The following is a 26,555-nucleotide window of genomic DNA, read 5'->3' as shown; positions in this document are numbered from 1 at the left end:
CAGAATTAATTGTTAAGCTTAAAGAGGACTTGTAATTTTCCGTATAATCTGTATAATGTAATAAATACTGAAATAAATCGATGATGAGGAGAGTAGTTCAAGGGAGAGTTTATAGCGATTTAGGGATGGTGAAAGCCTAAAAGCTCTTATTGAATCAAACGCACCTCGGAGAATTGTGTCTGAACACTAGTAGGATACAACGGAGAAATTTCGTTATCATTAACTAAGAATGGCTGATGATGCCAAAAGAGTGGTACCACGGGAAAACCTCGTCTCTTCAAAGAGATGAGGTTTTCTTTTTTTATAAAGGAGGAGAAAAAATGAATGTAGAAATTAGAAAAATGCTCCCTGAAGACATCAAAGACGTCCAACATGTGGCGAGTAAAACTTGGAAAGCAACATATGCAGGAATAATACCTGGCGAAGTACAAGAAAACTTCCTTACTGCTGCCTATAGTGACGAAAACATGGAATATCGCATGAATCATTCCTTGTTACTGGTTGCTGAAATAAAGGGGAAGGTCGTTGGTTTTGCTAACTTTTCACCTGTCAATGAGAAGGGAGAGGTGGAGCTCGGAGCAATTTATATTTATCCTGAAAATCAGGGTGCAGGTGTCGGTACAGCTTTATTAAATGAAGGTATTATATTATTGGATGAAGTAAAAGAGATTTATATTAACGTAGAAAGAGATAACGAGATTGGGAAAATGTTTTATCAGGCTAAAGGGTTTAAGCCTATCCGTGAGTTTGATGATAACTTTGATGGACATGTTTTAAAGACAATCCGAATGGTTTTAAAAGTTTAAGAAAGTGGTTCAAACAATCGTTTGAACAGGGGAAATTCGATTATTTTTTTCATTTTATGTAGGAAAGTGGAAAAATAAAGCGTTTTATTTAAACTATTGATGGAGAGTAACCAATCAGTATTGTTTGATTGATAACAGTTATGTAAAGACTTAGAGATGAGCCTCTCTATGTTTTTGATAGCCTATCCAAATAGAATGCTATAATCATAAAAGCTACAAATAGTTTTTACAGAGAATAAATTAAATAAGAGGCGGGAACACCCGCCTCTTATTAATACCCTGTGACTTTTCCAGAGTATTTAGTAGATTTTGCATAGTATAATGGTGGTTTATCGTACATTGTTCTTTCATGTGCATCATAAATTACTAACCTGTAATCTCCTGGTCCCCCGTTATGAGTAAAAGTAATTGGAGATGTATTTTTTAATGTTCTTGACGCTTTTTTAGACCACCAAATTCCATTACTTTTTTGCAATTCAACATGAAGTGTTTTATTGCTTTTAGTTTTAATCCATTGATCGACTTTTATATTTACCTTAACAGTATCCTTCGATGAATAAAAATGTAGATAATCCTTTGGTTTACTAGTTGTTGAAGGTGTAGTAGTACCGCTAATATTTGTAATATGTATTTCTGAAGCAGCAGATGACATATTAGGAAATATTGCAATTACTAATGTCACTATCATTAATAGTGATAACAAATTCATAATACTTTTCTTCACAAAATCACCTCTTCAATTAGTTTTTTAGCTGTTAATATCTGCCCTGACAATTCTGTAATCCTTTGTAGGGGCATGAACATCAACGATTAAAGTTGTATGATAAGATATAGGTAGATATTTAAGTGCTGTGAACGTGCCCTTACTTGTTGCTTTACCAATTTTTGCAGTACTACCTATTCTTCCATCCACACCTTCTGTGTACGTGTTAGCAGACTTACTATAAAATACTCCTGTGACATCATGTGAAGCTGTTAACCCCGTTAATTTCGAACCATCCCATGAAAATGTGCCGCTCATAGCGTGTGTAAAGTTCCATCCTTTAGTATTAGCAACATATGCTTGATATCCCTTAGATCCAATAGCTGATAGGCCGATAAAGTTATTATTAGCACTTACTTCACTTGGAATATCATACACTTTAAAACCGACAGTAACATTTTCTGTTGAGACTTCTACATTTGTTTTCCCATTCTCTAGTTGTTCATTTACTTCATTAATTAATTCGTCTAATTCAACATTTAATTCTAGTACCTCATTTGTTGTAAGGTACTTACTGTCTGCCTCTGCTGCTCCTACAGCATTGCCGCCAAATATAATTGCTGCTAATAAGGTGAAAATAAACAAAACTCTCTTCTTCATAATCTAACCTCCTATTTTATTTTTTTGTGAATCTAGTTGATACTTAAAGATTATCAGTATTATGCACCTGTGTAAATTGGGAAAATACTGATTTTTTTAAGAGTTTATATTTGTTCTGTAATGATATTTTGGAAAAATTTCTGTTTTAATCTTTATAATCGCTGTATATTTTTTGGAACGAAAATAATCAACAATTATTTCGTGTATTTTATTGTTGGAAGGCGAGTAAAAACAGTATTATAATATATTTACTTAGATGAAAAAAGAGTGTTTGGACACTTGAAGAAGTGTTATTTTAATTTAAAGTGTGTTAGATTATAATAATAGTTTCATGAACAATTTAAATATAATTATAATTATAATTAAAACATGGAGGTTACTAATGAAAATAAACAAAGTCTTTTTTACGCTATGTATTTTTTTATTGTTGGCTTCTTGTTCGAATTCAGAACAATTAAGCCTTGAGGAACAACTGAAAAGCGGCCTAGATAATGATGTAAGAAAATATGGAGAGATTGTTTATTATGAGATAAAAGATGATTTAATATTTGTTTTTTATACTGGGGATGAAAATGATATCTCTCACAATGTACTAGAATACACTCCATCAGCAGTGAACAATATTAGTAAGGGTGGAAGTATTTTAATGGATGGAGATTTTGTAACTTTTGAAAAGGAAGACACTATCCCGTATTATATAGCATATTTTAGCAGTAATAATCCCGATGTAGAGAAAGTGGAGTTCAATGATCAATACGCTAAGAACATTAAGTATAATGATGTAAATTTTTGGGTGATTATCAGTGAGCAAAATATAATTAGGGAAGAATTAAAAGCCTATGACAGTTCAGGGAACCAGGTAGAGTTAATGAATTGATGAATCTAGGGTGTAGCCCCCACTGTTAAATTTAGGAATTATGTAAGATTGCATTTTATAACAATCTAACGCAATCTTCTCTGAATGCCAAAAACGTAGAGTTATATATTATATTCTCTACGTTTTTTATAGTCTCTATCTTGCTTGTTTTATCTATGTTTTTTATTGAAGTACATGAGTGATAATTCCTTTTATGCCTTATCTATTACTCTTCTTTATTATCTAGAATCCAGTAAATCCACCAAACACAGGAATTAATAATTCAATAATTGCTGTCATCCAATCAAAAAATAAAACGATCCACATTATAATCATTAAATAACCACCGATGACCATGAAACGATTTGCATGCTTTTTAAGAAACGTCATCCTATCCAGGATGAATGTCATCACTAAAAAGGGGATGGAAAAACCAAGATATAAAAAGACATGTAAAATAATCCCCTTCTGGATTTGCCACTCCCATTGCAATCACTCCACCAAGAATGGGTCCTGTACAAGGGGGTCCAACCAGCAGTGAAACCGATTCCAATCAGGATGGAACCTAGATAGCCGGCAGGTCTTTTTTGAAAATGGATCTTCCTATCCTTAAGTAAGAAATCAGTACTTAAAATACCTGTAAGGACAAGACCGAAGAGTACCAATACTATTGCACCAAGCTGTCGTAATAGATCCTTATTAGCTTGAAAGAATTCTCCTATGAATGTGGTCCCTAATCCGATTGCCAAAAAGATGATCGAAAACCCTAATAAAAAAGAAGCGTATGTATGAAAGCATTTCTTCTTAAAATTCCTCGTTCTGTCTTTAATTCGTCCACTGTCATCCCTGTGATATAGGAAAGAAACGCAGGGTAAAGATGAAGCGAACAAGGTGAAATGAATGATAATAATCCTGCTCCAAACGCTAGTAGTAATGTTACTTCTCCCATACGAACTTCACCAATTATCTATGTATTTGTGCTAAGCTAAAATTCTATCCATTACCGATTCATAAATTAGTAAAAGTATATTACCTAGGAGGCTCGCTAGCATTTAAAATGGTATATCCACGTAAGATTTTTCTGATTATACCAATTCTGTTCTTAACTGTTTTGAACACGGTAATCTTTAAAATTGATATAAAAAGAGCAAGCAAATTAAACAATGACTCTCTTGCTTGCTGAAAAACTTATTATTTTAATATCTTAATCTTTATATCTATTTAAAACTGCGTACAAATATTCTGATCTGATTTAATATGTAACCCTATGTAGTAAATTAATTCCCTTTTGGATGTTCTTCGTGAAATGGTTCAAGTGGCTCATCAAGTACTAGATTATCATTAGAACTATATCCTGTTGTAAAAATAATGGTTAAAGCAAGAAAAAGACTAAGTATTTTCTTCATTTGATTATTCTCCTTCATAGATTGGTTTTTATTTGGAGTGCCTGGTTATAATAAGTTGCTGCTAACTTGTATTTCCTATTTTCAAAGTAATAATTAGCCAACACTTCTAAAAAAGGCACTTTTTCATGGTGTTGTTCTCTTTTATCAAGAAAAGGTATAATTTCGTTCAACACTAATCTTTCAAATTGCTTTTCGACAATACCGTTAATTAATTGATTATAAACTTTTAATTCATATTTATAAATCGATGGTGTTTTATCCTCACTTAGCAAATTTAAACCAGTTTTTAACCAATAGTTAGCTTTTTGGAATTCTTGTGTTTTATAATACTCTATCATTAAACTGTTTATTGGGATTATTTTACTATGAGTGTTATCTCTTAAGTCATAGCTTTGTTTGAAATAAGTTATGGCCTTTTTTGGTTCATTTAAGATAGAGTAAAGGTTGCCTATATTTTGTAGTGATGTGGCAAGAATACTCTTATCTTCTATAGTATCAGCAATTCTTTGCGCAAGAGAAAAACTCTCCATTGCATTCTCAAAATCTTTTGTGCGTACAAATGTAATTCCAAGTAATAGATGACAATCTGCTGCTTGTTTCAATTTAACTTTACGTTCATAGTATTGTAAAGATTTGCTTGCATATTCATATACAATACGAGCATTTTTAGCGTAGCTTGCTGATAAGGCGATCATATAGTAAAGGCTATATTCCTCTTCATCTATCTCGTAAAATGTAACATGTAGGTACCTCTCAGCTTTCTGAAAATAACTAAGCGCTTTATTATAGGAAGAAAGTCTGAACCAGTAATAGCCATTGAACTTTAACCAATAGTATCTCTCTTTATCATCAAATTGTTTTGATATTCTTTTCAATTTTTTGTATTGTTCATTAGCCTCATTTTGTTTTTTATGTAATAAGTAATATCTTAAAGTATGTATTTCTACCAGATTGAGTAGACTGTTACTTGGTATAGATTGCCTATTCTTTTCAATTTCTTTAAATAGTGTATGAGTACTTTCTTGTTCTTGGTTAAATAAGGCCATAAACCAATCTTTACAGATATTTTCTATTTTTTTATGGTCAATTGAATGAAGTTCAATATTTAACTTTTTACATAAAAACCAAATGACTTCTTCTGGAGCCTTAGCTATTCCATTCTCAATTTTAGATAAATATGAGACTGATATGATTCCTTCTGATAGTTCACTTTGTGTCATGTTTCTTCTTTCTCTATAGTATTTTATTCTATATCCTATATCATTTCTCGATGAAATCCCCTCCTCACCTGACTTTATTATAGATAATATAAAATGACAATACTAGTATAGAGTAAATTTTCCCAACATCTAATAAACTTTGTATATTAGATTTGAAATATACATTTTATGCGGAAAATTTTCCAGTGTTTAAAGAGAAAATGACGGAAATTACTGGATGAATGTAATAATTTACTAGTCTTTAGATATTTTAATTCGTTACTATTAATTCAAATACTATCCGTGAAAGGAATGGAAAACCGAAACTTTTTTTAGATGGTATTCGTAATACAAAGGAGAATAAAACGGAGGAATCCTATGTATATGAAAAGATGTAAGCGGTGTTGTTTCTTGGTGATGTTGCTGTTATTAGTGGGTTGTATGAAGGAAGAGGTAATGACAATTGAAGAAGCTGCTCAAGAAGTGATTACGCTCCTCCAGAATGAGGAATACCAAAAAATAAGTGAAAGGTGGTTTGTGGAAGAACTTCAGAATTCTGTATCAGTAGACGACTTAGCGGGGGATTGGGAAGAGAGGACCGCGGGTGGTGAATTTATTGCTACACGTTCTTTCCAAACTGAAAATCGTACAGAATCGTTGGATATTGTAGAGGCTACATTGGAATACACGACTTTTCAATTTGATGTGCGGATGATTTTCAATCAAGATAGGCGATTGGTAGGCTTCCATCTATCTGAAGGTATGATGAATGTTGAATTGCCGGACTCTATTCTTGAAGAAGAGATATCTGTTGGTGAAGGAACAAAATATGAATTGGAAGGACTGCTTACTCTTCCTGTGGAGATGGATGACACCGTACCTGCAGTCGTTCTTGTCCATGGTTCCGGACCGAGTGATCGGGATGAGGCGGTCTTTGCCTATAAACCATTCCGTGATATCGCGTGGGGATTGGCAGAACAGGGGATTGCAGTCATCCGCTATGATAAACGCACCTTTACCCATGCGGATGAACTCATAAAGGATTTCGGTAATCGTTTAACTGTATTTGAAGAAACGGTGGAAGATGCAATACGTGCTACTGAATTGGCAAAAGCAGATCCGAGGATCGATGAAGAACGTGTTTTTATCGTGGGACATAGCCTTGGTGGAATGTTGGCTCCTCGAATTGATGTTGAAGGGGGAGATTATGCGGGTTTAGTCATTCTTGCCGGTACCCCAAGACCTTCATGGGAAGTGGCGTATGATCAAAATCGTGCTGCTATCCAAAGTCAGATAAAGGATGAAGATGAGAAAGAAAAACAGATGAAATTAGCTGAAGAAGAATATGAAAAGGCAAAAAGTTTGGAAGAGATAGGGGATGAAGCAGCACAAGATATGACTGTGTTTGGGATGAACGGGTATTATCTTAAAGATATGGATAAATTCAATACTCGAGCTTGGATTGATGAGATGGAAAAGCCCATTCTCATTTTACAAGGAGAAGATGACTTTCAAGTATATTATGATAAAGACTTTACCCTATGGCAGGAATTGCTTTCTGGTAAGGAACAGGCAACTTTAATCAGCTATCCGGGGTTAAATCATTCTTTCGTAGCCTACGAAGGGCCGCATAAAGGAACTCTAGCAGAATACAAAGTTCCAGGCCAAGTGGATGACAAAGTAATCCAAGATATAGGAGAATGGATACTAAAACAAGAAAAATAAGGAGTGGGATCATTAATGAGTAAATTTTTAAAAGGAGCTATCCTGATTTTAGCTATCTTTTCATTGGCGGCGTGTAATCAAGCTGAAGACACTGCAGAAGATGAGACAGACTCCACTGAGCAGCAGGTTGAAGAAGAAAGTGGAGAAAAAGAAAACCAGGAGGACGAAGAGTCAATCGCTCTAGCAGAAAATTTTATTGAACAGTTGAGTCAGGGACAATATGAAGAAGCTACAGATAAGTTTGATCAAACGATGAGTGAGCAGCTTGGAGCAGCAGAATTACAGGAATTATGGGAAAGCCTTGAAGTTCAAATGGGTGAATTCATTGATTACGAATACAACAAAACAGAAACAATTGATGGTGGTTATCAAGTTATTTTGATTCATGGAGTATTTAATGATGCGGATATCATGTTTCAAGTTACTGTAAATGAAAACTTGGAGATCGCAGGTTTTTACATTTAATAACTATCTAGTGAGAAGTTTTCTTTCACATGAAAGTACGCTCTAGTTGTTTGTGAGGGTCGCCTCTCCATCCTTCTTCTGGTGAATATTGTGAAATGGTTATTCCATCCTGACGTGTACCGTATACCTTATTAAATCAGTGAATTATATGGTAACAGGTCAACAATAGAATATATAGCATTGGTATGGTGAAGGCTGATAATAGAGTCGTCCATGCTGAACCGAAAGCAGCATAATCCGTATCCCCACCGTACGTTTGGGAGTAGAGGGCGATTGTAGGGGCTGCTGGTGTTGCTGTAACGAGGATGGCGGTTGCTGCAAGTGGAAAAGGCAAGGAAAAGAATATAATAGGTAACAGTAAAAGCGGTAGTATGATTAATCGTAATCCCGTAACCAGCCACATCGTTTTATCTTTTAACAGAACAAGGGATTGTTTCAGCTGCATGTTGGCAAGTAATGCTCCGATAAGCAACATAGACAGCGGAATGGTGGTATTTCCGACTATGTTGAATAGGGCGGATAACATAACTGGCCAATGGATTGGCAGCATAAAAATGAGGATTCCAATCAGCGTTGCAAGAATTCCAGGGTTAAGAAATATCTTCCTCCATGGAATGTTTCCCTTATTGCCGACGAATAAATATACCCCATATGTCCAAATCAATAAGAGATAAGGCAAATTAAAAATACTCACAAATAGTGGACCGTGTTCAGGAAAAAGGCTGGATAATAATGCGAATCCAATAAATCCTTGATTTCCAAAGATGACCAATCCTTCTAATACCCTTCTCCTGTCGTCGGGTAGCTGAAGCACTTTTCTTAAAAGAAAGGTTAATATGATTGCTGAACTCAAAATAAGAAAAGAAATAGGAATTAACCAAAAAACTTTACCCGTCACTCCGGAAACATATGGTTGACCCATCGCGTAAAGAATTAAAAAGGGGAGGGTCAAATTCAATATCAGTTGTGTCAGCACTTGAGTTGCATGTTGGTTCAATATGTCTTTCTTTCGAGCAAAGAAACCAATCAGTCCAATGATATACAATACAAGCATCTCTTGAAGAAATATACTGAAACTCATCCTCGTATTCCCCTCCTGCCTATAGATTATGAAAAGGCTGGAAAGGAGTGACAACTGAGAATGAATCGTATATTTTTTACCAATTTAACAAACAATAGCATGACTAAATCTACAAGGAGTGCATGTCATTGAATCAAGAGGAAGTCAGACAGCAAATTGAGAAAATACTTAATGAAAGTCATATTGGAACGATGGCGACGATAAAAAATAATAAGCCCCACTCTAGATATATGACTTTTTTTCATCGGGATTTGACTCTGTTTACCCCAACTGATAAGCATGCGGAGAAAACAGATGAACTAGAAGCAAACCCATATACTCACATAATCATTGGGTATGAAGGTGACGGTTTTGGTGATGAATTTGTCGAGTATCAAGGGAAAGTAACGTTTAATCATTCGGAGGAATTAAAAAAAGAGTTGTGGAATGATGATATGAAATTGTATTTTGATGGACCAGAAGATCCAAACTATACCTTGTTGGAAATTCAGCCAATCGGTATCAGGCTCATGAATAAGAAAGGGAATGAGCCGATGGAATTGCATCTAAATTAATAAATGAAAGAGACTATCACTTCCATAAGTGGTAGTCTTTTTAGTTGTTTAATAACTTAATTATTTCTTAAGAAATGAATTAAGTATTCCTTATGTTTTACTCTGTATAGTTACAAACAGAGGTGACAGATGTGAAAAATAAAAAGTTATATATTTTATTGTCAGATACAGGATCACTGCTAACTAAAATGATTAAACTTTATACGAAAAAAACATATAACCATGTCTCTATTTCCCTTGATGGAGAATTGAAAAAAGTCTATAGTTTTGGGAGAAAGAGAATGTACAATCCTTTCAGAGGTGGATTTGTTCAAGAAAATACCAAGTCAGGATTGTTCAAACATGCTAGTTGTGCAATTTATTCGGTAAGCGTATCAGAGGAGCAATTTGAAAGAGTGGAAAGGTTTATAAAAAAGATGGAATTGCAGCAAGACAAGTATCATTATAATTTCATAGGTCTATTCGGCTTCTTGTTTAACAAACCGATTGAAAGGAAAAATGCTTTCTTCTGTTCACAATTTGTTGCAACTGTTCTTAAAGAAGGAAATGTAGTTGATATAAAGAAACAGCCGGGATTAATTTCACCAGGTGATATTCAGGAATGTGTTGAATTAGGTCTTGTTTATGAGGGAGCACTGAGAGGATATCATAGGAATGAAGAAACAGAACGTTTTGGTTTCAGTTCGTTTGTAGCGGCAGAAGTTTAATCCAACTTATCTGTTTATATAAAAGGGAGTGATCAGTGTTGCATCAAGCAATTAATATCTTAGTGGTTGAAGATGACAACGACATCAATCAACTGTTGTGTAGAATAATTAAGAAAAGCGGCTATAAGGCAAAGTCTGCCTATTCTGGAACAGAAGCTTTACTTCACTTAGATAACCAATCTTGGGATTTAATTTTGTTGGATTTGATGATTCCGGGATTGTCCGGTGAGGATGTGCTTCATAAAATCCGGTTAAAAGGATCGATTCCGGTCATCATCATTTCTGCTAAGAATGAAACAGAAACACGTATTGGCACATTGCGTAAAGGAGCAGATGATTTTATTTCCAAACCATTTGATGTAGAGGAGGTGTCTGCACGAATAGACTCCCTTTTGCGACGGTATAAGTATACAAGTGAGCAACCTAAAGCAATGCTCACTCATAAGGACATTCAATTGGATTTGGAAGCAATGAAAGTAACTGTTAACGGTTCTATGCTCACATTGACTGGACGGGAATATAAAATTTTATCTTTGCTGATGGAATCGCCTCAAAAGGTATTCTCCAAAGCGAATGTTTTTGAAAGTGTATGGGGCGAGCCTTTTCACGGAGATGATAATACTGTAAATGTTCATATGAGCAACTTACGGAATAAACTCGCGAACGCCAATCCGGCAGAAGAATATATAGAGACGATTTGGGGCATGGGCTATCGAATGAAATCTTAAGGTTTTCTTAAGGGGTATCTTAAGTCTTTCTTATGTTTCACCGGTCATAATGATGTTAGTCACTAAGGGAGGTCATAAAATGAGTGAATATATACTACGAACCAAGAACTTAACGAAAAAATATAAACATAATTATGCCCTGGAAAATGTGAATCTTAACATCAAGCAAGGTGAAATATATGGATTTATCGGTCAAAATGGAGCAGGGAAATCTACACTTTTACGTCTAATTACGGGGCTTGCTTTTCCAACCGAAGGCACTATCGAATGGTTTGGAAACGACGATCCAAAAGGATTAACAAATGCACAAAAAAGGATGGGTGCTCTCATAGAAAGTCCCGCGCTATTTCCGAATATGAGTGCTTTTGAAAACTTGGAGATACAACGGATACAGAGAGGTATACCGGGTAGAGAGTCCATTGATAATATATTACAACTAGTTGGGCTCATGGATACGAAAAATAAGAAAGTGAAAAACTTTTCAATGGGGATGAAACAAAGGCTGGGGATTGGTATTGCATTACTAAGTGACCCGGAATTTTTATTACTCGATGAACCGATAAATGGACTTGATCCCACAGGAATTGTTGAATTAAGAGAACTAATTAAAAATATTAATCATGAAAAAGGAATAACTGTTTTGATTTCGAGTCATATTTTGAGTGAACTTCATTTGCTTGCAACCAGTTTCGGGATTATTCATAAAGGAAAGTTGATGGAGGAATTAACAGCAAAAGAGTTGGATGAGAAGTGTAGACAGTATCTGCAAATTAAAGTGGATCGGCCAGCAATCGCTTCCACGGTATTGGAGCAAGAGTTGGCAACTTCAGACTTTGAAATAATGCAAGATGGTACGATTAAACTTTATGATTATCTCGACGATATTCGTACAGTTTCACTTGCACTTACCCAAAAGGGTCTAATCATGGAGCATCTCTCTCAAAATGGTGATAGCCTTGAAAGTTACTTTTCAAAGGTGATAGAGGAGGGAGAGCATGAATAATCTGCTGAAAGTTGAATGGTATAAATTACAGCGAAATAAATCATTTTGGGTCATCACGTTAACCGTTTCGGCTTTAAGTGTTCTATTTCATTGTTTAATTATTACGGAATGGTGGATGATGAGTGGCACCCCGTTTGATGCCGCTGGTTTGGGAGAATTGAATGGTTTAGGTGTTTTCACGGTACCGTTTATTTTTAACTTGATTGTCGCATCACTCGCTGGCTTTTTTATTTCCGGTGAATTCTCCAATAATGGCATCATACGCACACAAATGATGAGTGGTCATAATAGGTCAAAGATTTACTTGGCGAAGTATCTTATTTTTTCTTTTGGATCGTTGATGATTACGATTCTTATTCCGTTAATTACTGCTTTAATCATAGTATCTGCGTTTGGGTATGCAGAAATATGGAGTGTGGAAAATTTACAGTTTTTAAGTAGGGCGTACAGTTTGTTTACTATACAGTTTCTAGGATATACTGCGATAATCATGTTACTTTCGATAATTACTGAAGAAAGTGGTAAAACAATTCTTTTCTCCATTCTGTTGAACATCGTCATGATTGGAATGCAACAATTCCCATCGGAGTCAATCGTTGGTGTCATTTACAACTACTCCATTTTCCAGCAATTTTCAGACGTATTTACTCCTATGATGTTGGGTAGAGAGCAGATAAAAGCAATAGTAATTGGATTGTGGACAATATTTGTCATTACCGTTTGCGGCATGTTCCTCTTTAATAGAAAAGAAATTAAATAAGAAATGAAAGCGGGTGAGTGGATTGATTTTATTTTTTATTGCAATAGTAATACTATTTGTCTTTGTAACCACCCGCTTCCATGCTTTTAAAAAGGAAGTTCAAAAAATGCGCATGCAACTTGAAACTTACAACGATGGCAAGACAAACAAGAAAATCGATGTTGCACTGTTAGATAAAGAAATAGAAGGTTTAGGTGTAGAAATTAATCGTTTGATTGATCGATATATCGTTCAGAATAAGAAACGAATTACTTTTGAAAAAGAACAAAAAAGAGCAATTGCTAGTATATCGCATGACCTTAGAACACCACTAACCTCTATCTTAGGTTATATTCAATTAGCGGAAGAGGAAGAAACATCTCCTGAGGAGAAGCAAGAAATGTTACGTATTGCAAAAGAAAGAGCTGAACGATTAGAAGTTTTGTTAAAGGATTTCTTTGAGTTAAGTATTATAGAATCTGCAGAACATCAGTTAAAATTGGAAAATATCCAGTTAAAGCAATTGATTATTGAAGTTTTAATGAGCTTTTATGATCGTTTTCATGAAAATAATATGGAACCCACTATTGAGTTGCCTGACGCTGAAATGATGATTCTGGCAGATAAGTCAGCAATCTCAAGAGTCATTGAGAATTTAATTATCAATGCAATCACACATTCGGATGGTAATATTGTCATCCGGATGGAACAAGAGGGGAAATATGTACGATTAATCATAAAAAATACTGCTGAGAATCTGACAAAACTGGATGTCGAGCGGATGTTTGACCGCTTTTATACAGGAGACCGTGCACGCTCTGGAAAAAGTACAGGTCTTGGTTTAGCAATTGTAAAAAGTTTGATGGAGAAGATGAATGGAAGTATTACAGCTGAATTAGTGCAAAACGAGTTGGTGATTATTTGTGAATGGACGATCTTAGAGAGGGAATAATAATGATATCTTTGGGATATCATTCCCTATTTTAGATAAATAAAGTATGTTAACCATTTCACAAATAACAATCATTGGATTGGGGTGTTCTAATTGCAAGGTAAAACAGCGATTATCACAGGTGGCGGCAGTGGATTTGGAAGGGAGACTGCTTTGAAATTAGCAGAACGTGGTGCACATATTTCAATTGTCGATCTTTCAAAAGAAAATGGTGAATAAACGGTAAAGCTATGCAAAGATAAAGGTACAGATGCTATTTTTGTTGAAGCTGATGTGAGTAAACTGGAAGATGTAAAAAATTATGTAACCAGAACTTTAGAATACTTTGGTAAGATAGATTTATTTTTTAACAATGCAGGTGTATCTGGTTCCGGCGTTCGCACGTTGGAATGTTCCGAGGATGAATTCGAGCAGATCGTTGATGTCAATTTAAAAGGTGCATTTTACGGTTTGAAATATGTTGCTAATGAGATGTTGAAGACTGGCGGAGGTTCGATCGTCAATACCGCCTCCTTAGGTGGAGTGGTAGGGATGCCAACGCTCGGTGCATATTCAGCAACGAAGCATGCGATCATCGGGTTGACCAAGACGATTGCCGGAGAATACGGTAGAGAGAATATCAGAATCAATGCAATTGCTCCAGGTACGAATGAAACGCCGATGGTAAAAGCATTTCCAGCGGAAGCGATTCAGGCGATGGCTAAAAGCCATTCCGATGGGTAGATTAGGGCAACCTCACGAGGTAGCAAATGTCGTAGCATTCCTTCTGAGTGACGAAGCATCTTATATTCATGGAGCTGTTATATCAATAGATGGTGGGTCTGCCGCTTTATAAAGTAATAGTTCTTTCTACCTCTCGAATATCTTGCTATTCATGAATAAATGGGATATATTAAAAATAGAATATGGAGGAGGGTAAGGGAGCTTATCCCTTACCCGACAATAGCTGGACTATCGCTCCTGAGCGATGGTCTTTTCTTTTGAAGTTAATTATAGCAGTTTTTAAGTTTACCAAAGCAGTCAGGAAAGCAAGCATAGCTGCTATAATTGTGATGACCTCCATAAGCTTCACCCCCTTTCCCCCGGGGGTAAGGCAATTATATCATAAATGGAACATGTGTTCTATATGAATTTAATTTTTCGTCAAATTTTAATAGATATGAAAAAAGGGCTGACTTTCTATGAAAGCCAACCCTTAATTTTTATTCGATTCCTTCTGTCCACTCATCCACTTTATCTTGGTTGTCTTCTACCCAAGCAGCAGCAGCGTCTTCAGGAGTTGCTCCATTTGCAATCTCGAGCATTACAGCTTCGATATCCTCGACTGACCAATTAAAGTTATCAAGAATTTGATATAACTCTGGGTCGTCTTCTTCTAGCCCTTCACGGACCATAGTATTGATTGTTTCAGCATCTCCAAAAGTACCATTCGGATCTTCTAAATATTTCAAATCGAACTCTTGGAACTTCCAGTGTGGAGACCAGCCTGTAACGATAATCTCTTCTTCATTTTCGTAAGCAGTTCTTAATTCAGTTGTCATGGCACCACTGGAAGAAGTTTGAACTTGCCAATCTTCCATGTTCTCATAATCCTCTAAAGATCTTTCCGATGCAGCAACAACCCCAGCACCAGGTTCAATTCCTGTGATAGTTTGACCAGCTTCATCTGTCAGGTCAGCAATGGAATCTACCTCCATATAGCTAGGAACTACTAAACCGATTTTTGCTCCTTCTAAGTTTGGTCCCAGGTCAATCATTTTATCACCATACTGATCGAATTGGGAACCGTGAGTAAGTGGTAACCAAGCAGAGACCATTGCATCTGCTTCACCATTAGCAACAGCTTCCCACATGATTGCATTATCCAATGCAGTCAGTTTCACATCATAACCTAAGTCTTCTAAAACCTTTCCGATTACATGGGTTGAAGCAATTTCCGTATCCCACTGAACATATGCTAATTCAACTTCGCCACCTGTAGTGCTAGCGTCGTCACCTGTTTCTTCTTCTCCTGAGGATCCACAACCTGCTGCGAATAATGCAGTGGATAGACCTAAAACAAGTCCGAGACGTTTCCAATTAAACTTCATGTATTAACTCCCCTTTTTCTAATAGTAATATTTGAAACTTTTCTTGTAGAAAAGTTATCATCCATTTGCTTTTTTCTCTTTACTCAAATTCTGTGTCATGCGATCGATAACAATCGCTAAGATTACAATACCAACGCCTGAAACAAATCCAGGTCCCACTTGGGAACGTTGTAAAGCAGATAATACTTCACTACCAAGTCCAGGAGCACCGATCATTGAAGCGATAACTACCATGGATAGGGATAACATGACCGTTTGGTTGATACCTGCCATGATTGTTGGTCTAGCCATTGGTAATTCTACTTTAAATAGCTTTTGTGCACCTGTACTACCGAAAGCGTCTGCGGCTTCTACTAATTCACCGGATACTTGCCTGATACCTAAGTTCGTAAACCGGATTGTCGGTGGTGTTGCAAAGATTAAAGAAGCGATGACACCAGGGACCATTCCGATTCCGAAGAAAGCAACGGCTGGAATCAAGTACACAAACGCTGGCATCGTCTGCATAAAGTCCAGAATCGGTGTGAAAATCGTTTCTGTGATTTTACTTTTAGACATTAAAATTCCAATTGGCACACCAATAATGACAGACAATAAACTGGCCACAATAACAAGTGTTAAAGTGTTCATCATTTCTTCCCAATAACCTTGGTTATGAATAAACCAAAGCCCGACAATAGAAAAGGCGGCAAGCCCTAATTTTTTTCCTGTTAAAAAGAATGCAATTACTGCAACCAATAAAATGAAAATTAGTGGAGGAATATTCATAAGGACACTTTCAGTGATGAAGTCCATTAAATTACCAAAATGCACTTTAATCGGGTCGAATAGAAAAGAAAATGTATCTGTAAGCCAGCCGACAAAATCGGTAACTCCCTCTGCTACAGGAATTTTGGGAACGATACTCATCATATTAAACATTATTTTCCACCTCGCCTTCCCCAGCAAGTGCTGCAATCACTGCACCACGTACAATGATGCCTAAAAGTTTACCTTCTTCCACGACTGCTACAGGAGTCTGTGAATCATAGATTACAGAAAATATATCCTGAAGGGCTGTATCCTTGTCTACTTGCGGAATATCTGTTTTAATAATTTCTTTCAAGTCGCCATTTTGACTCTTTACTGCCTGAGAAGCAGCCTCTGCGGTGACGTAACCTTGTAGTTGACGATTTTTATCCGTCACTAGAATGCTAGAAATACCTTCTTCACGCATTCTTTCCAATGCAACTCGTGGTCCATGTTTCTCGATTTGAATGGTTTCTGGACGTTTCATAATATGCTGTGCGGTAAATATTTTGGATTTGTCGACATCCTCTACGAATTTTTCGACATAATCATTTGCAGGATTGACCAATATTTCTTCAGGCGTACCAATTTGAACGATGTTTCCATCTCTCATTAATGCAATGCGGTCTCCCAGACGAAGTGCTTCATCCAAATCGTGGGTAATGAAAAGAATGGTCTTTTTCATTTTGGATTGTAAATGAATGAGCTCATCTTGCATTTCCTTACGAATAAGGGGATCTAACGCAGAGAAAGCTTCATCCATCAATAGTACGGATGGGTCATTTGTAAGTGCCCTAGCAAGTCCGACGCGTTGTTGCATACCACCGGATAGCTGTCCGGGTTTTTGATCTAAATAGCCGCCCAAACCAACAAGTTCCAATGCTTTTTTCGCTTTTTCCTCGCGTTCTTGCTTTTCTACCTTTTGAATTTCTAGGCCAAATGCAGCATTTTCCAGAACCGTACGATGAGGGAAAAGCCCAAATTTCTGGAAAACCATACTTAATTTTTTACGACGAACTTCTCTTAGTTCTTGTTTATTCATTTTGGCGAGGTCCTCACCGTTAATGTAAATGTTGCCTCCCGTCGGCTCAATCAATCGATTGATTAGACGGACAAGGGTTGATTTACCACTTCCAGAGAGTCCCATAATGACGAAAATTTCTCCTTCTTCTACAGAGAAATTAGCCCGATTGACTCCGACTGTCGAGCCCGTTTGTTTTAAAATTTCTTCTTTACTATGTCCATTGTCAAGAAGCTTCAAAGCTTGCTTCGTATTTTTACCGAATATCTTTGTCAGGTTTTTAACCTCGATAATCGACATTCTTTCACCTCTTTACTTTAACTTTCTTTTCAGCTCACAGATAAAATCTATTCCTCAACTGGTTGCTGGCTGTTTAACTTTAAAATGAACTACCTTTCAACTATACGTATTTAATAAATTTATCTCAAACCGACTAAGTTGTTATTTTTGTTCATTTAGAACGTAAAGTTTTTACTTGATAAACTGCATAGGTGGTTTTTGGCTTTATCCTCGAATTTGCTCGATAATCCTCTGAAATGTTAAGTTTTTAAATTTAAGTGGAATGATATATCCTAAAGGTAGTACTTCTAGGAGGATGCTATGCATACGGATAAAACATTAAAAGATGATTTAGTAACAGCGCTTTCAAAAACGATTGAACTATTTGGTTTATCAACATTGGAGTCACGCTTGTTTGCTTATCTGTACCTGGTTGACGAACCAAAGACCCTGGATGAAATGAGTGAGGCACTTGGGAAAAGCAAAACTGCGATGAGTACAAGCATACGCAGTTTAGCGGAATTCAATCTGGTTTCCCAAGTTTGGCAGAAAGGAATCCGGAAAGATTTATATGTTGCGAACTCGCAATTATATAGAGCGTTCATGAATTTTTATTTTAAAAAATGGGTGGATAAGACAGAACGTCAGAGGGAAGTATTAGAGGAAATCTTGGAAGATGCAAAAGAAAACCCTGAACAAGATTCCTGGGAAACCATACATCTTGTGGGAAAATTGGCAGATATTATAGAGTTCCATTCGGAGATAGAAGATACGTTTAACACGTTGCAGCGTGAGAAATAGATATTTGCGGACTTTATCTTTATATCATAGTATAATAACTTACAAATACAAAAATTTTGAAGAGAAAGTGATCTTTCTTGAAAATGTTGGAAGTATGGAGGAAATGCATAATGGACGTAATCAAAGTTAAAAATGACAGAACATCCACATACGATATTGATGAGATTTTTTTAAAACGCTGGTCACCTCGTTCGTTCTCTGAGAAACAAGTTCCAGAGGAAACATTGTTAGCCTTATTCGAAGCAGCACATTGGGCCCCGTCTGCTTTTAATTTTCAGCCTTGGAGATTTATCGTTGCGAAGACTGCGGAGGAAAGAGCGGCTTTCCATTCGTTTATCAATGAATTCAACTTATCCTGGTGTAAATCAGCACCTGTTTTAACGTTGATCCTGTCTAAAAAATTGAATGAAGACAATTTTGTTTATTCCCATTCCTTTGATACAGGTGCTGCATGGGGTTTCCTAGCTTTACAAGCAGCGAAAAAAGGACTGATCACACATCCAATGACAGGCTTTGACTTTGAGCGTGCAAGGGAAGTCTTGGAAATACCTGAAGAATATCATATTGAAGCACTGGTCGCTATTGGTTATCAAGATGAGAAAGAAAAACTGCCTAAAGCGCTTCAAGAACGGGAACAACCGAATAGTCGTCAGCCATTGGAAAGCCTTATTTTTAATGGTAAGTTTGGAGAACAACGTGAAAACTAGAAAATAAGATATTCCTTCCATTTGTGTGGAAGTAAGAGGAAGCATAAGAACAATCATGTTCTTGTGCTTTTTTGTTGGTGTATACGTCTCCGGTCTTATTCGAAATTAAAACCTAGGCTCCTTATCATGCCATGCCGAGCGTTTTATAATACTTATAGAAGGTTCATGGAATGCAAGGGGAGAACAATTGTGAAGGAAAGAAATGTTTATATTCTGCTGACAGATACGGGGACATTATTTACAAAAGCTATCAAACTATACACTAGGAAACCATTTAATCATGCATCGATTGCTTTTGATGATGATTTGATGGAAGTATATAGTTTTGGGAGGAAGCAGCCCCAAAATCCTTTTGTTGGCGGTTTTGTTAGAGAGAATTTGGATGATGAGCTATTTTCAAAGGCGACCTGTGCAATTTATCGGCTAACTGTGGATGCAGCGGAATATGACAAAATGAAAAGATATATCAAACAAATCGAGGGTAACCAAGAAAATTATCGATACAATCTCTTGGGATTATTTGCAATTCCTTTTCGTATTCCTGTCACCAGGAAGAATGCTTTTTTCTGTTCGCAATTCGTTGCTTCGGTTCTTATTCAGAGTGGTCGGATTAATTTTACCATGCCGTTATCTTTAATGACACCAAGTATGGTAGTGCAAGATTTAGAGTTAGTCTTCCAAGGAAATCTACAAGATTATAGGACGGAAGAATCGTTATATTCGTATGGAGAACATCATAATAATTTAGGAAGATTACCTTTGAATTTATATTAACATACAAGAAAGATCAGCATAAGAAATGACAACAACCAATGAGATTCTACATCTCATTGGTTGTTGTCGGTTTCGGGTTCATTTCTATGTGAGGTCTTTTCCAAAATAAGGTCAATCCAAGGCAAATAACAATTACAACTGCACTGAAATAGAAAGGATAGTCAATATTCACATCGTATAAAATCCCGCCTAGTACTGGCCCGAACACATTTGCGAGTGAAGTGAAGAAGGAGTTCATCCCACCTACAAAGCCTTGCTCATTGCCAGCAATGCTGGACAAATAGTTTGTAACAGCTGGACGGATAAGATCAAAGCCGATAAATACGGTAAAGGTTACAGCCATGACTGTCCAATAGGATTGGGCAAGAGTCATTGCATAAACTAGAACAGCAGAGATTACTAACGACCAACGGATAATATTTATTTCCCCCATCCAACGTGTTAAAGGGTCAAAAAGTGCAACTTGGAAAATAGCTCCAATTATAGCTCCTCCAGTAATTGCAATCGCGATATCCGACGGTGTAAACCCATGTTTATGATCTGTATATAAGCTAAAGAAAGAATCAAATGCTGCAAGACCGAAAGAGGAAATGAGAATGACGATGAAAGCAATTAGAAACATCGGCATAAAGACTTTCTTTAAACCGCTTTTACCAAGCTCTTCAGACATGCTAGCCATATCGTCTGTTTTCTTCTTCGGTTCACGTAACGTTACAATCGAGAGGAAAGCAACAATTAATCCGCATGCTGCAGCAGAGAAAAATGGTACACGGGTACCGACTTCGGCTAAAAATCCGCCAATCCCAGGCCCGATAATAAACCCGGTACTAATCGTCGCTGACATGTAGCCCAATGCTTTAGGTCTCGTTTGTAATGTAGTGATATCCGCAATAAATGCCGTTACTGCTGGCATGATGAAAGCACCGCTGATCCCGCCTAAGATACGGGAGGCGAATAACACCTCAATTGTTTTTCCAAGTCCAAACAGAAATTCAGAGGAACTGAAAATAAATAGGCCGATCACAATCATGCGCTTTCGCCCATACTTATCAACTGCTTTTCCGGCAATAGGCGAGAAAACCAGTTGAGCTAGTGCAAAGGCAGCCGTTAAGTAACCAATCACAGTACCGCTTATATCCAACTCATTCATAATCGTTGGTAAAACAGGAATGACTAGGCCGATTCCCAAAAATACAAAGAATATATTTGAAAGTAATATGGTTAAAGTCCAATCTTTCTTTTTCATACGTTTATCTCCTAAGCAGCTTATTAAAGCTGCATGTAATTCAGTACTGAACATATGAATTCTACTCCTTTTCCATAGGAGTTGCAATAGTTTTTTGAGAGGTTCTTCACAAATTAGTGGAGTAATTATCTTAATCTTGTAATTAGTTTAAAAGCATGGTATTCTATCGTAATATTTACCTCACATTCATAATCGGAAAGGGGGGAGTATATCATGCAACAAGCAGCACTTAAAGCAATTTCTGAGAGTTTGATGGAGGATCCGCTTGTTCAAGCGGTATTTGTAAAAGGATCTATTGCAAGAGGAGAAGAAGATGAGTTTTCGGATATAGATTTATATTGTTTAGTGAAGGAAGAGGATAAGGGTGATTTTCTAAATAAAAGGATAGGTCATCTGGAGAAGTATAGGAAGGTTCTCTTCTATGAGGACTTCTTCATTATCGCCCCTCAAATCATAGCCGTATATGACAATCTGCTTCATGTTGACTTATATACAGTGACAGAAGATACATTCTTGGAAAAGGATTATTTTAAAGTGCTGTATGACCCAAGAGGGGTGATGGATCAATATCGGAGAACGCAAAATCTACGACTCACCGAAGAAGAATTCGCTGATCACGTCTACGATGTAGCTTGGTATTCATTCCAATACCGGAAGGCGCTCAAGAGAGGAAATGATATATGGGCGAGTGAAATGCTGCACTTTGTGTTAGTGAATTCCGCGTACGTGTTGTTGCATCGTTATTATCCAGAGAGAGCCCAACTGGGAATGAAAGCTCTTGGGTCTTTACTGCCTCGAAATAAGTTGAAAGAGGTTCAGCATATTTTAAATAATAGAAACCCGATGTCTCATAAAACAGCAGTTACTAGTCTTATTTATCTGTTAAAGGAAGAAAAAGGTTGGATTAATTCACAGTTACCAGAAGAATCACAAGCTAATCGTTTTCTTGAATTGATGCTTTCTACTTTGGAAGATGATCTTAACTCTTTCTATTAAAAGGAGAAGATAATATGATTCAATATCCATTTTTAAGAAAAGGAGCAACAATTGGTGTAACAGCACCTTCTTCGGGAGTACAACCAGAATTGCATGATTTGATAAATACAGCAGAGAAACGATTGAAAGAAAAAGGTTACGACATCCAGATTGGTGATACTGTATGGACACAAGAAAAGGCAAAGTCTGCCCCTGCAAAAATAAGGGCCAAAGAATTAAATGAAATGTTGACCAATGATGGTATTGAGTTGATATTTCCCCCTTGGGGTGGGGAACTGCTCATTGAAATTTTGGAGCATATGAACTTTAATGATATGGAGCCGAAGTGGATACTAGGGTATTCGGATACAAGTGTTTTATTATTGGCTACGACGTTAAAGACGGGAATAGCTACTGCTCATGGTACAAATTTGGTGGATGTAAGAGGAGAATACTCAGACAAGACTACAGCAATGTGGGAAAAAGTCTTATCTACAAAGCGAGGGGATTCTATTTTACAGTATTCATCTGAAAAGTATCAGAAAGAGTGGCAACATGACAATCCGACACCACAAATTTATCATCTGACAGAACCAACAGAATGGAAGGTCCTCTTAGGAAAGGATGCCCAAGTGGAAGGTCGATTACTTGGTGGGTGTATTGATGTAATCAGACATCTAATTGGAACAGAATATGGTGATGTAGCAAATTTCCGTAAACAATTCACCAAAGGGGAACCAATTCTTTGGTATTTTGAAAACTGTTATTTGAATACAACTGATTTGAGGAGAACCTTAGTGCAGATGAGATTGGCAGGTTGGTTTGAAGGTTGTGCGGGTATCCTGTTTGGCAGGAGTCCGGCAAACGACACTGTGGGTAATTATACTATAGAAGATGTTTATCAAGATTTATATGAAGAACTTCAATTACCGATTATTTATGATATAGACTGCGGACATGTCCCTCCACAAATAACCTTTGTGAATGGAGCTTATGCGAAGGTTGAAGTGAGAGAAGGTAAAGGAAAAGTTTTGCAGCATCTTATATGATAGAGAAAGGTTCCGACATTTTAATCGGAACCTTTCTTAGTTTGCATATTAATAGCCGGCTACATCCCGTTTCGTAAAGAATACCCAAGAAAGTGCGACGAATATGACATAATAGATTACTAACATGGTGACGGAGAAACCTAATGTCATCCCTTCCATTAATGGTGTATTTCCATTAACATATTGGGAAAGGTCTGTGTTTGCAAATAAAATGTATTTAGCCCAGTCACGCTCTATGAAGAAAAAGACAATTTGATTTCCTGCAAGCATGAGGAATATGGCTAGTCCAATCGCTAAGGCACTATTTCTGAAGATGGCAGAGATCATAAAGGCGAAAGTGGCCATCATGAGTAAGTTGATGAGACTGAATCCATATCCCGTAAGAATTTCACCAATAACAGAAACATACTCGATGCCCTCGTTTTTTTCAAGGACAATATGAGGGTTCATTCCATCGAATCCAAATAGAATGAGACCGACAATCCATGAAAAGAACAGTACAAAGAATGCTGTAATAAATGAAAAAAGGAGTACAGAGCTGTATTTTGCTATCAATATTTTTGTTCGTGAAATCGGCCGGATAAGGAGCAGCTTTATCGTACCCCAGCGGAATTCATTAGCGAGAATACCAGCTGCCACGATAATAGTGAATAGGCTGACTAGTGAAAGCAGCATTTCATTTTCCATTACAAATTGCCATGCGCCATAACTCACTGGTATAATATCATTTTCCAAATAGTAATTATTTTGCTCGATGAGGCTTTGGTTGAATTCCGCAATTCCTGGAAATTCTTCAGACTCATCCAGTAAGCTTTGGTTCTCGGCTTCAAGAGTTTCTCTCCAACTATCCTCTTCATACGTCATATATTCTCCGTAGGATTTGATGAAAATGCCAAGGCCAACAATAATAATTCCTACTATAATATACATCGCCCAAGTGGATTTCAATCGATAGATTTTAATCAGTTCATTTTGAATGAGATTTATAAAATTACCCAATGACATTCTCTCCAATCAAATCAAAGAATTTATCCTCTAAGGTTGATTTCGTGACACTGACCTCATAAATGAGAATATTTTGTTCCACAAGATTTGAAATTAAAGCCGGAATATGTTCTTTTTCAATTTCGAAAGTAATCTTATTATTCGTTTGTGCAGCTGTAGTTTTCTCATTAATAATTTCTAAAGCTTTATCTAATGGTGTGGCTTCCATCTCAACTTGCAGCAATGTTTGAGTTGTTGAAGATGTGTTCTCTCGGACATCTTGTGTAGCAACAAGTTCTCCATTTTTAATAATACCGATTCGGTCACACATCAATTCAATCTCGGATAAGAGATGACTGGATATAATAACTGCAACGTTCTTTTCGGCCGCCAATTTACGGATGTATTGTCTGATTTCCCTGATACCTGCTGGATCAAGACCATTTGTCGGTTCATCTAGGATTAATATAGAAGGCTTGTGTAAAATGGCTTGGGCAATACCAATCCGTTGCCGCATACCAAGCGAATATCGACCAACTTTTTCGTTCAGTGCCTTTTCCATACCTACGAGTCTAACAGCTTCATCGATATCTTTTTGCGTGACTCCTGGAATCATTCTTGCATACTGTTTCAAATTTTGAGCACCGGTTAAGAATGGATAAAGCTCAGGGTTTTCAACGATAGCGCCTACTTCGCGAATTGCCTGTTTAAAGTCAGATTTTATACTTTTACCGAGAATATGTATGTCACCTTCCGTGATTTTCATAAGTCCAACCATCATACGAATTGTCGTCGTTTTCCCGGCACCATTTGGACCAATAAAACCAAATACTTCTCCTCTATTAATGGAAAATGACAAGTCTTTGATAATTTCCTTTTTGCCAATCCGCTTACTTACATTCGTCAATTGCATAGCAATTTCTGGCATTCTTTTCCCTCCCATTTCTTTCTACCATGTTGTACGGAGAGAAAGCAGTATTGGTTTCATAATTTTGGTAATTAATTTCCATAAAAAAATAAAAAGGTGATCGGTTAGAGAATATTCTACCAACCGATCACCTTTTTATGAATCAGATACTCGTGTTCCGTTTATCCCCAAATTTCTTTCGATAAATCCACAATGTACTTCAGCTTTGACCATTGCTCGTCTTCTGTAAGCTTGTTACCATGATGGGTAGAGGCAAATCCACATTGCGGGCTCAAAGCAAGTTGTTCTAACGGGACGAATTGTGAAGCATTTTCAATTTTTTTCTTGATTACTTCTTTATCTTCGAGTTCACCAGCTTTAGATGTAACAGCACCAATTACAACTTGTGCTCCACCTTTTGGTACGTGTTTTAATGGCTCGAATGAACCGGAACGCTCATCGTCATATTCAAGGAAGAAACCATCCACTTTTTCTTTAGCAAATAAAGTCGGTGCAATATCCGCATAACTTCCTTTGAACGCCCAGCTTGAACGATAATTTCCGCGGCATAGGTGGGTAGTGATGATTAAATCTTCTGGTCGATCTGCAATAACATCATTTACAATTCGAACTGCAAGCTCAATTAATTCTGCTTTAGAGTATCCTCCTGTATCGATTAACTGAAAATCTTCGGAAGAAAGGCCGGCAATATATACATCATCCAGCTGTAAATAACGGACACCAGCATCATAGAATGCCTTTATAGCATCACGATATGCGCTGACGATATCATTAGCATACGTTTCAAGATCTGGATAAATTTCTGGATTACGAATACCGACCTCGAACAATTGGTTAGGACTTGGAATGGTTTGCTTCGGAATTGCGCGGTCGCCGACAATATCCTTAAATTCAAGAAAATCTTTTATGAATGGATGGTCCGGATCAAAGGAGATTTTTCCTGTATTACGCACATGGTAACGGTCCGTCTCAATTCCATCGAATGTGTATCCTTTTTCTGTTTCATATCCTTCTATTCCATTTAAACCTTCAAGGAAGTCCAAATGCCACCAACTACGACGAAACTCACCGTCTGTGACAGCCTTTAATCCAACTTCAATCTGCTTGTCTACTATTCTCTTTATTTCTTTCGTTTCAATTTCGCGTAGTTCAGATGCAGAAATTTCACCTTCTTTCAAGTCCTTTCTTGCTTGATGCAAGTTTTCAGGTCGTAAGAAACTTCCTACATGGTCTGCTTTAAATGGAGCCTTTACTAATGTTTTTGTCATATTGATCATCCTCTTTTTAAATTATTTGGAATTTCTGCTCGTTATTGCTAAATAAAAAAA

Annotated in this window: 28 protein-coding genes, 2 pseudogenes and 1 other annotated feature; of the genes and pseudogenes, 16 read left to right on the top strand and 14 right to left on the bottom strand. The window is 36.8% G+C overall.

Features of this window, described 5'->3' with window-relative positions:
- Window positions 1-71: 71 nt before the first annotated feature.
- Window positions 72-280: a binding site (T-box leader), on the top strand.
- 40 nt (window positions 281-320) lie between these two features.
- Window positions 321-806 (top strand): GNAT family N-acetyltransferase, encoded by a 486-nt coding sequence (locus M3210_RS13700; RefSeq protein ID WP_251515497.1) that lies wholly within the window; start codon window positions 321-323, stop codon window positions 804-806.
- A 271-nt stretch (window positions 807-1,077) separates the two neighbouring features.
- On the opposite strand, the gene M3210_RS13695 is transcribed toward M3210_RS13700, so the two are convergent.
- A complete protein-coding gene (locus M3210_RS13695; RefSeq protein ID WP_251515495.1) occupies window positions 1,078-1,530 on the bottom strand; it encodes a hypothetical protein in 453 nt (150 codons plus the stop codon).
- A 24-nt stretch (window positions 1,531-1,554) separates the two neighbouring features.
- Window positions 1,555-2,169 (bottom strand): hypothetical protein, encoded by a 615-nt coding sequence (locus M3210_RS13690; RefSeq protein WP_251515494.1) that lies wholly within the window; start codon window positions 2,167-2,169, stop codon window positions 1,555-1,557.
- Between the two features lie 382 nt (window positions 2,170-2,551).
- Between M3210_RS13690 and M3210_RS13685 the strand changes: the two genes are divergently transcribed.
- Window positions 2,552-3,046, top strand: coding sequence for a hypothetical protein (locus M3210_RS13685; RefSeq protein WP_251515493.1), 495 nt, complete (start codon window positions 2,552-2,554; stop codon window positions 3,044-3,046).
- A 222-nt stretch (window positions 3,047-3,268) separates the two neighbouring features.
- Here M3210_RS13685 and M3210_RS13680 read toward each other — a convergent pair.
- The 3 genes and pseudogenes from M3210_RS13680 to M3210_RS20610 form a co-directional block, all read right to left on the bottom strand.
- A pseudogene (locus M3210_RS13680) lies at window positions 3,269-3,974 on the bottom strand (cytochrome c biogenesis CcdA family protein).
- Between the two features lie 328 nt (window positions 3,975-4,302).
- A complete protein-coding gene (locus tag M3210_RS20470) occupies window positions 4,303-4,431 on the bottom strand; it encodes a hypothetical protein (protein WP_285853786.1) in 129 nt (42 codons plus the stop codon).
- A 14-nt stretch (window positions 4,432-4,445) separates the two neighbouring features.
- A complete protein-coding gene (locus M3210_RS20610; protein ID WP_349774364.1) occupies window positions 4,446-5,678 on the bottom strand; it encodes a tetratricopeptide repeat protein in 1,233 nt (410 codons plus the stop codon).
- A 408-nt stretch (window positions 5,679-6,086) separates the two neighbouring features.
- On the opposite strand from M3210_RS20610, the gene M3210_RS13670 reads away from it, so the two are divergent.
- Entirely contained in the window at window positions 6,087-7,355 is a 1,269-nt protein-coding gene (locus M3210_RS13670) for an alpha/beta hydrolase (RefSeq protein WP_251515491.1), read from the top strand.
- A 15-nt stretch (window positions 7,356-7,370) separates the two neighbouring features.
- On the top strand, window positions 7,371-7,820 hold the full coding sequence (locus tag M3210_RS13665; RefSeq protein WP_251515490.1) for a DUF3887 domain-containing protein: 450 nt from the start codon (window positions 7,371-7,373) through the stop codon (window positions 7,818-7,820).
- Between the two features lie 136 nt (window positions 7,821-7,956).
- On the opposite strand, the gene M3210_RS13660 is transcribed toward M3210_RS13665, so the two are convergent.
- A complete protein-coding gene (locus M3210_RS13660; protein WP_251515488.1) occupies window positions 7,957-8,901 on the bottom strand; it encodes an AEC family transporter in 945 nt (314 codons plus the stop codon).
- A 128-nt stretch (window positions 8,902-9,029) separates the two neighbouring features.
- Here M3210_RS13660 and M3210_RS13655 point away from each other — a divergent pair, with 128 nt between their 5' ends.
- The 7 genes and pseudogenes from M3210_RS13655 (at window position 9,030) to M3210_RS13625 (ending at window position 14,419) form a co-directional block, all read left to right on the top strand.
- Window positions 9,030-9,455, top strand: a complete 426-nt coding sequence (locus tag M3210_RS13655; RefSeq protein ID WP_251515486.1) for a pyridoxamine 5'-phosphate oxidase family protein — start codon at window positions 9,030-9,032, stop codon at window positions 9,453-9,455.
- Window positions 9,456-9,586: 131 nt separating this feature from the next.
- Window positions 9,587-10,162 carry a hypothetical protein gene (locus tag M3210_RS13650; RefSeq protein WP_251515484.1) on the top strand — a complete coding sequence of 192 codons (576 nt, stop codon included), beginning with the start codon at window positions 9,587-9,589 and terminating at the stop codon, window positions 10,160-10,162.
- Window positions 10,163-10,200: 38 nt separating this feature from the next.
- A complete protein-coding gene (locus M3210_RS13645; protein ID WP_251515482.1) occupies window positions 10,201-10,890 on the top strand; it encodes a response regulator transcription factor in 690 nt (229 codons plus the stop codon).
- Between the two features lie 79 nt (window positions 10,891-10,969).
- The gene (locus M3210_RS13640; protein WP_251515480.1) at window positions 10,970-11,893 is read left to right on the top strand and encodes an ATP-binding cassette domain-containing protein; all 924 of its coding nucleotides are present in this window, start codon (window positions 10,970-10,972) and stop codon (window positions 11,891-11,893) included.
- Window positions 11,886-12,653, top strand: coding sequence for an ABC transporter permease (locus M3210_RS13635; protein ID WP_251515478.1), 768 nt, complete (start codon window positions 11,886-11,888; stop codon window positions 12,651-12,653). The genes M3210_RS13640 and M3210_RS13635 overlap by 8 nt, the downstream gene beginning before the upstream one ends.
- A gap of 106 nt (window positions 12,654-12,759) precedes the next feature.
- Window positions 12,760-13,584: a sensor histidine kinase gene (locus tag M3210_RS13630; protein WP_251515476.1), complete on the top strand. Its 825-nt coding sequence runs from the start codon at window positions 12,760-12,762 to the stop codon at window positions 13,582-13,584.
- Window positions 13,585-13,677: 93 nt separating this feature from the next.
- A pseudogene (locus M3210_RS13625) lies at window positions 13,678-14,419 on the top strand (SDR family NAD(P)-dependent oxidoreductase).
- Window positions 14,420-14,509: 90 nt separating this feature from the next.
- Here the strand turns inward: M3210_RS13625 and M3210_RS13620 are convergent.
- The 4 genes from M3210_RS13620 to M3210_RS13605 form a co-directional block, all read right to left on the bottom strand.
- Window positions 14,510-14,647: a hypothetical protein gene (locus M3210_RS13620; protein WP_251515474.1), complete on the bottom strand. Its 138-nt coding sequence runs from the start codon at window positions 14,645-14,647 to the stop codon at window positions 14,510-14,512.
- A 139-nt stretch (window positions 14,648-14,786) separates the two neighbouring features.
- Window positions 14,787-15,674: a glycine betaine ABC transporter substrate-binding protein gene (locus M3210_RS13615; RefSeq protein WP_251515472.1), complete on the bottom strand. Its 888-nt coding sequence runs from the start codon at window positions 15,672-15,674 to the stop codon at window positions 14,787-14,789.
- A 57-nt stretch (window positions 15,675-15,731) separates the two neighbouring features.
- A complete protein-coding gene (locus tag M3210_RS13610; RefSeq protein ID WP_285853784.1) occupies window positions 15,732-16,595 on the bottom strand; it encodes an ABC transporter permease in 864 nt (287 codons plus the stop codon).
- A complete protein-coding gene (locus tag M3210_RS13605; RefSeq protein ID WP_251515470.1) occupies window positions 16,588-17,784 on the bottom strand; it encodes a quaternary amine ABC transporter ATP-binding protein in 1,197 nt (398 codons plus the stop codon). The genes M3210_RS13610 and M3210_RS13605 overlap by 8 nt, the downstream gene beginning before the upstream one ends.
- A gap of 300 nt (window positions 17,785-18,084) precedes the next feature.
- Here M3210_RS13605 and M3210_RS13600 point away from each other — a divergent pair, with 300 nt between their 5' ends.
- From M3210_RS13600 to M3210_RS13590, 3 genes are all read left to right on the top strand, one after another.
- Window positions 18,085-18,564, top strand: coding sequence for a GbsR/MarR family transcriptional regulator (locus M3210_RS13600; RefSeq protein WP_251515468.1), 480 nt, complete (start codon window positions 18,085-18,087; stop codon window positions 18,562-18,564).
- Window positions 18,565-18,674: 110 nt separating this feature from the next.
- Window positions 18,675-19,271, top strand: a complete 597-nt coding sequence (locus tag M3210_RS13595; protein ID WP_251515467.1) for a nitroreductase family protein — start codon at window positions 18,675-18,677, stop codon at window positions 19,269-19,271.
- A gap of 189 nt (window positions 19,272-19,460) precedes the next feature.
- A complete protein-coding gene (locus M3210_RS13590; protein WP_251515466.1) occupies window positions 19,461-20,045 on the top strand; it encodes a hypothetical protein in 585 nt (194 codons plus the stop codon).
- A 46-nt stretch (window positions 20,046-20,091) separates the two neighbouring features.
- On the opposite strand, the gene norA is transcribed toward M3210_RS13590, so the two are convergent.
- Complete coding sequence (norA, locus tag M3210_RS13585) at window positions 20,092-21,291, bottom strand: multidrug efflux MFS transporter NorA (protein ID WP_251515464.1); 1,200 nt, start codon at window positions 21,289-21,291, stop codon at window positions 20,092-20,094.
- A gap of 213 nt (window positions 21,292-21,504) precedes the next feature.
- On the opposite strand from norA, the gene M3210_RS13580 reads away from it, so the two are divergent.
- Both M3210_RS13580 and M3210_RS13575 read left to right on the top strand, forming a co-directional pair.
- The gene (locus tag M3210_RS13580) at window positions 21,505-22,287 is read left to right on the top strand and encodes a nucleotidyltransferase domain-containing protein (protein WP_285853783.1); all 783 of its coding nucleotides are present in this window, start codon (window positions 21,505-21,507) and stop codon (window positions 22,285-22,287) included.
- Between the two features lie 14 nt (window positions 22,288-22,301).
- The gene (locus M3210_RS13575) at window positions 22,302-23,315 is read left to right on the top strand and encodes a S66 family peptidase (protein ID WP_251515462.1); all 1,014 of its coding nucleotides are present in this window, start codon (window positions 22,302-22,304) and stop codon (window positions 23,313-23,315) included.
- A gap of 48 nt (window positions 23,316-23,363) precedes the next feature.
- On the opposite strand, the gene M3210_RS13570 is transcribed toward M3210_RS13575, so the two are convergent.
- The 3 genes from M3210_RS13570 to M3210_RS13560 form a co-directional block, all read right to left on the bottom strand.
- On the bottom strand, window positions 23,364-24,320 hold the full coding sequence (locus M3210_RS13570) for an ABC transporter permease (RefSeq protein ID WP_349774361.1): 957 nt from the start codon (window positions 24,318-24,320) through the stop codon (window positions 23,364-23,366).
- Window positions 24,307-25,227 (bottom strand): ABC transporter ATP-binding protein, encoded by a 921-nt coding sequence (locus M3210_RS13565; protein ID WP_251515457.1) that lies wholly within the window; start codon window positions 25,225-25,227, stop codon window positions 24,307-24,309. Before M3210_RS13565 ends, M3210_RS13570 begins: the two co-directional genes overlap by 14 nt.
- A gap of 161 nt (window positions 25,228-25,388) precedes the next feature.
- The gene (locus M3210_RS13560; protein WP_251515455.1) at window positions 25,389-26,495 is read right to left on the bottom strand and encodes a 5-methyltetrahydropteroyltriglutamate--homocysteine S-methyltransferase; all 1,107 of its coding nucleotides are present in this window, start codon (window positions 26,493-26,495) and stop codon (window positions 25,389-25,391) included.
- Between the last annotated feature and the right edge of the window lie 60 nt (window positions 26,496-26,555).

Origin of the sequence: Oceanobacillus luteolus, from assembly GCF_023715655.1 — a bacterium.
Taxonomy (GTDB): Bacteria; Bacillota; Bacilli; order Bacillales; family Amphibacillaceae; genus Oceanobacillus; species Oceanobacillus luteolus.
Note: the sequence above shows the minus strand (reverse complement) of the source record. Positions and strands in the feature narration are given on the sequence as shown.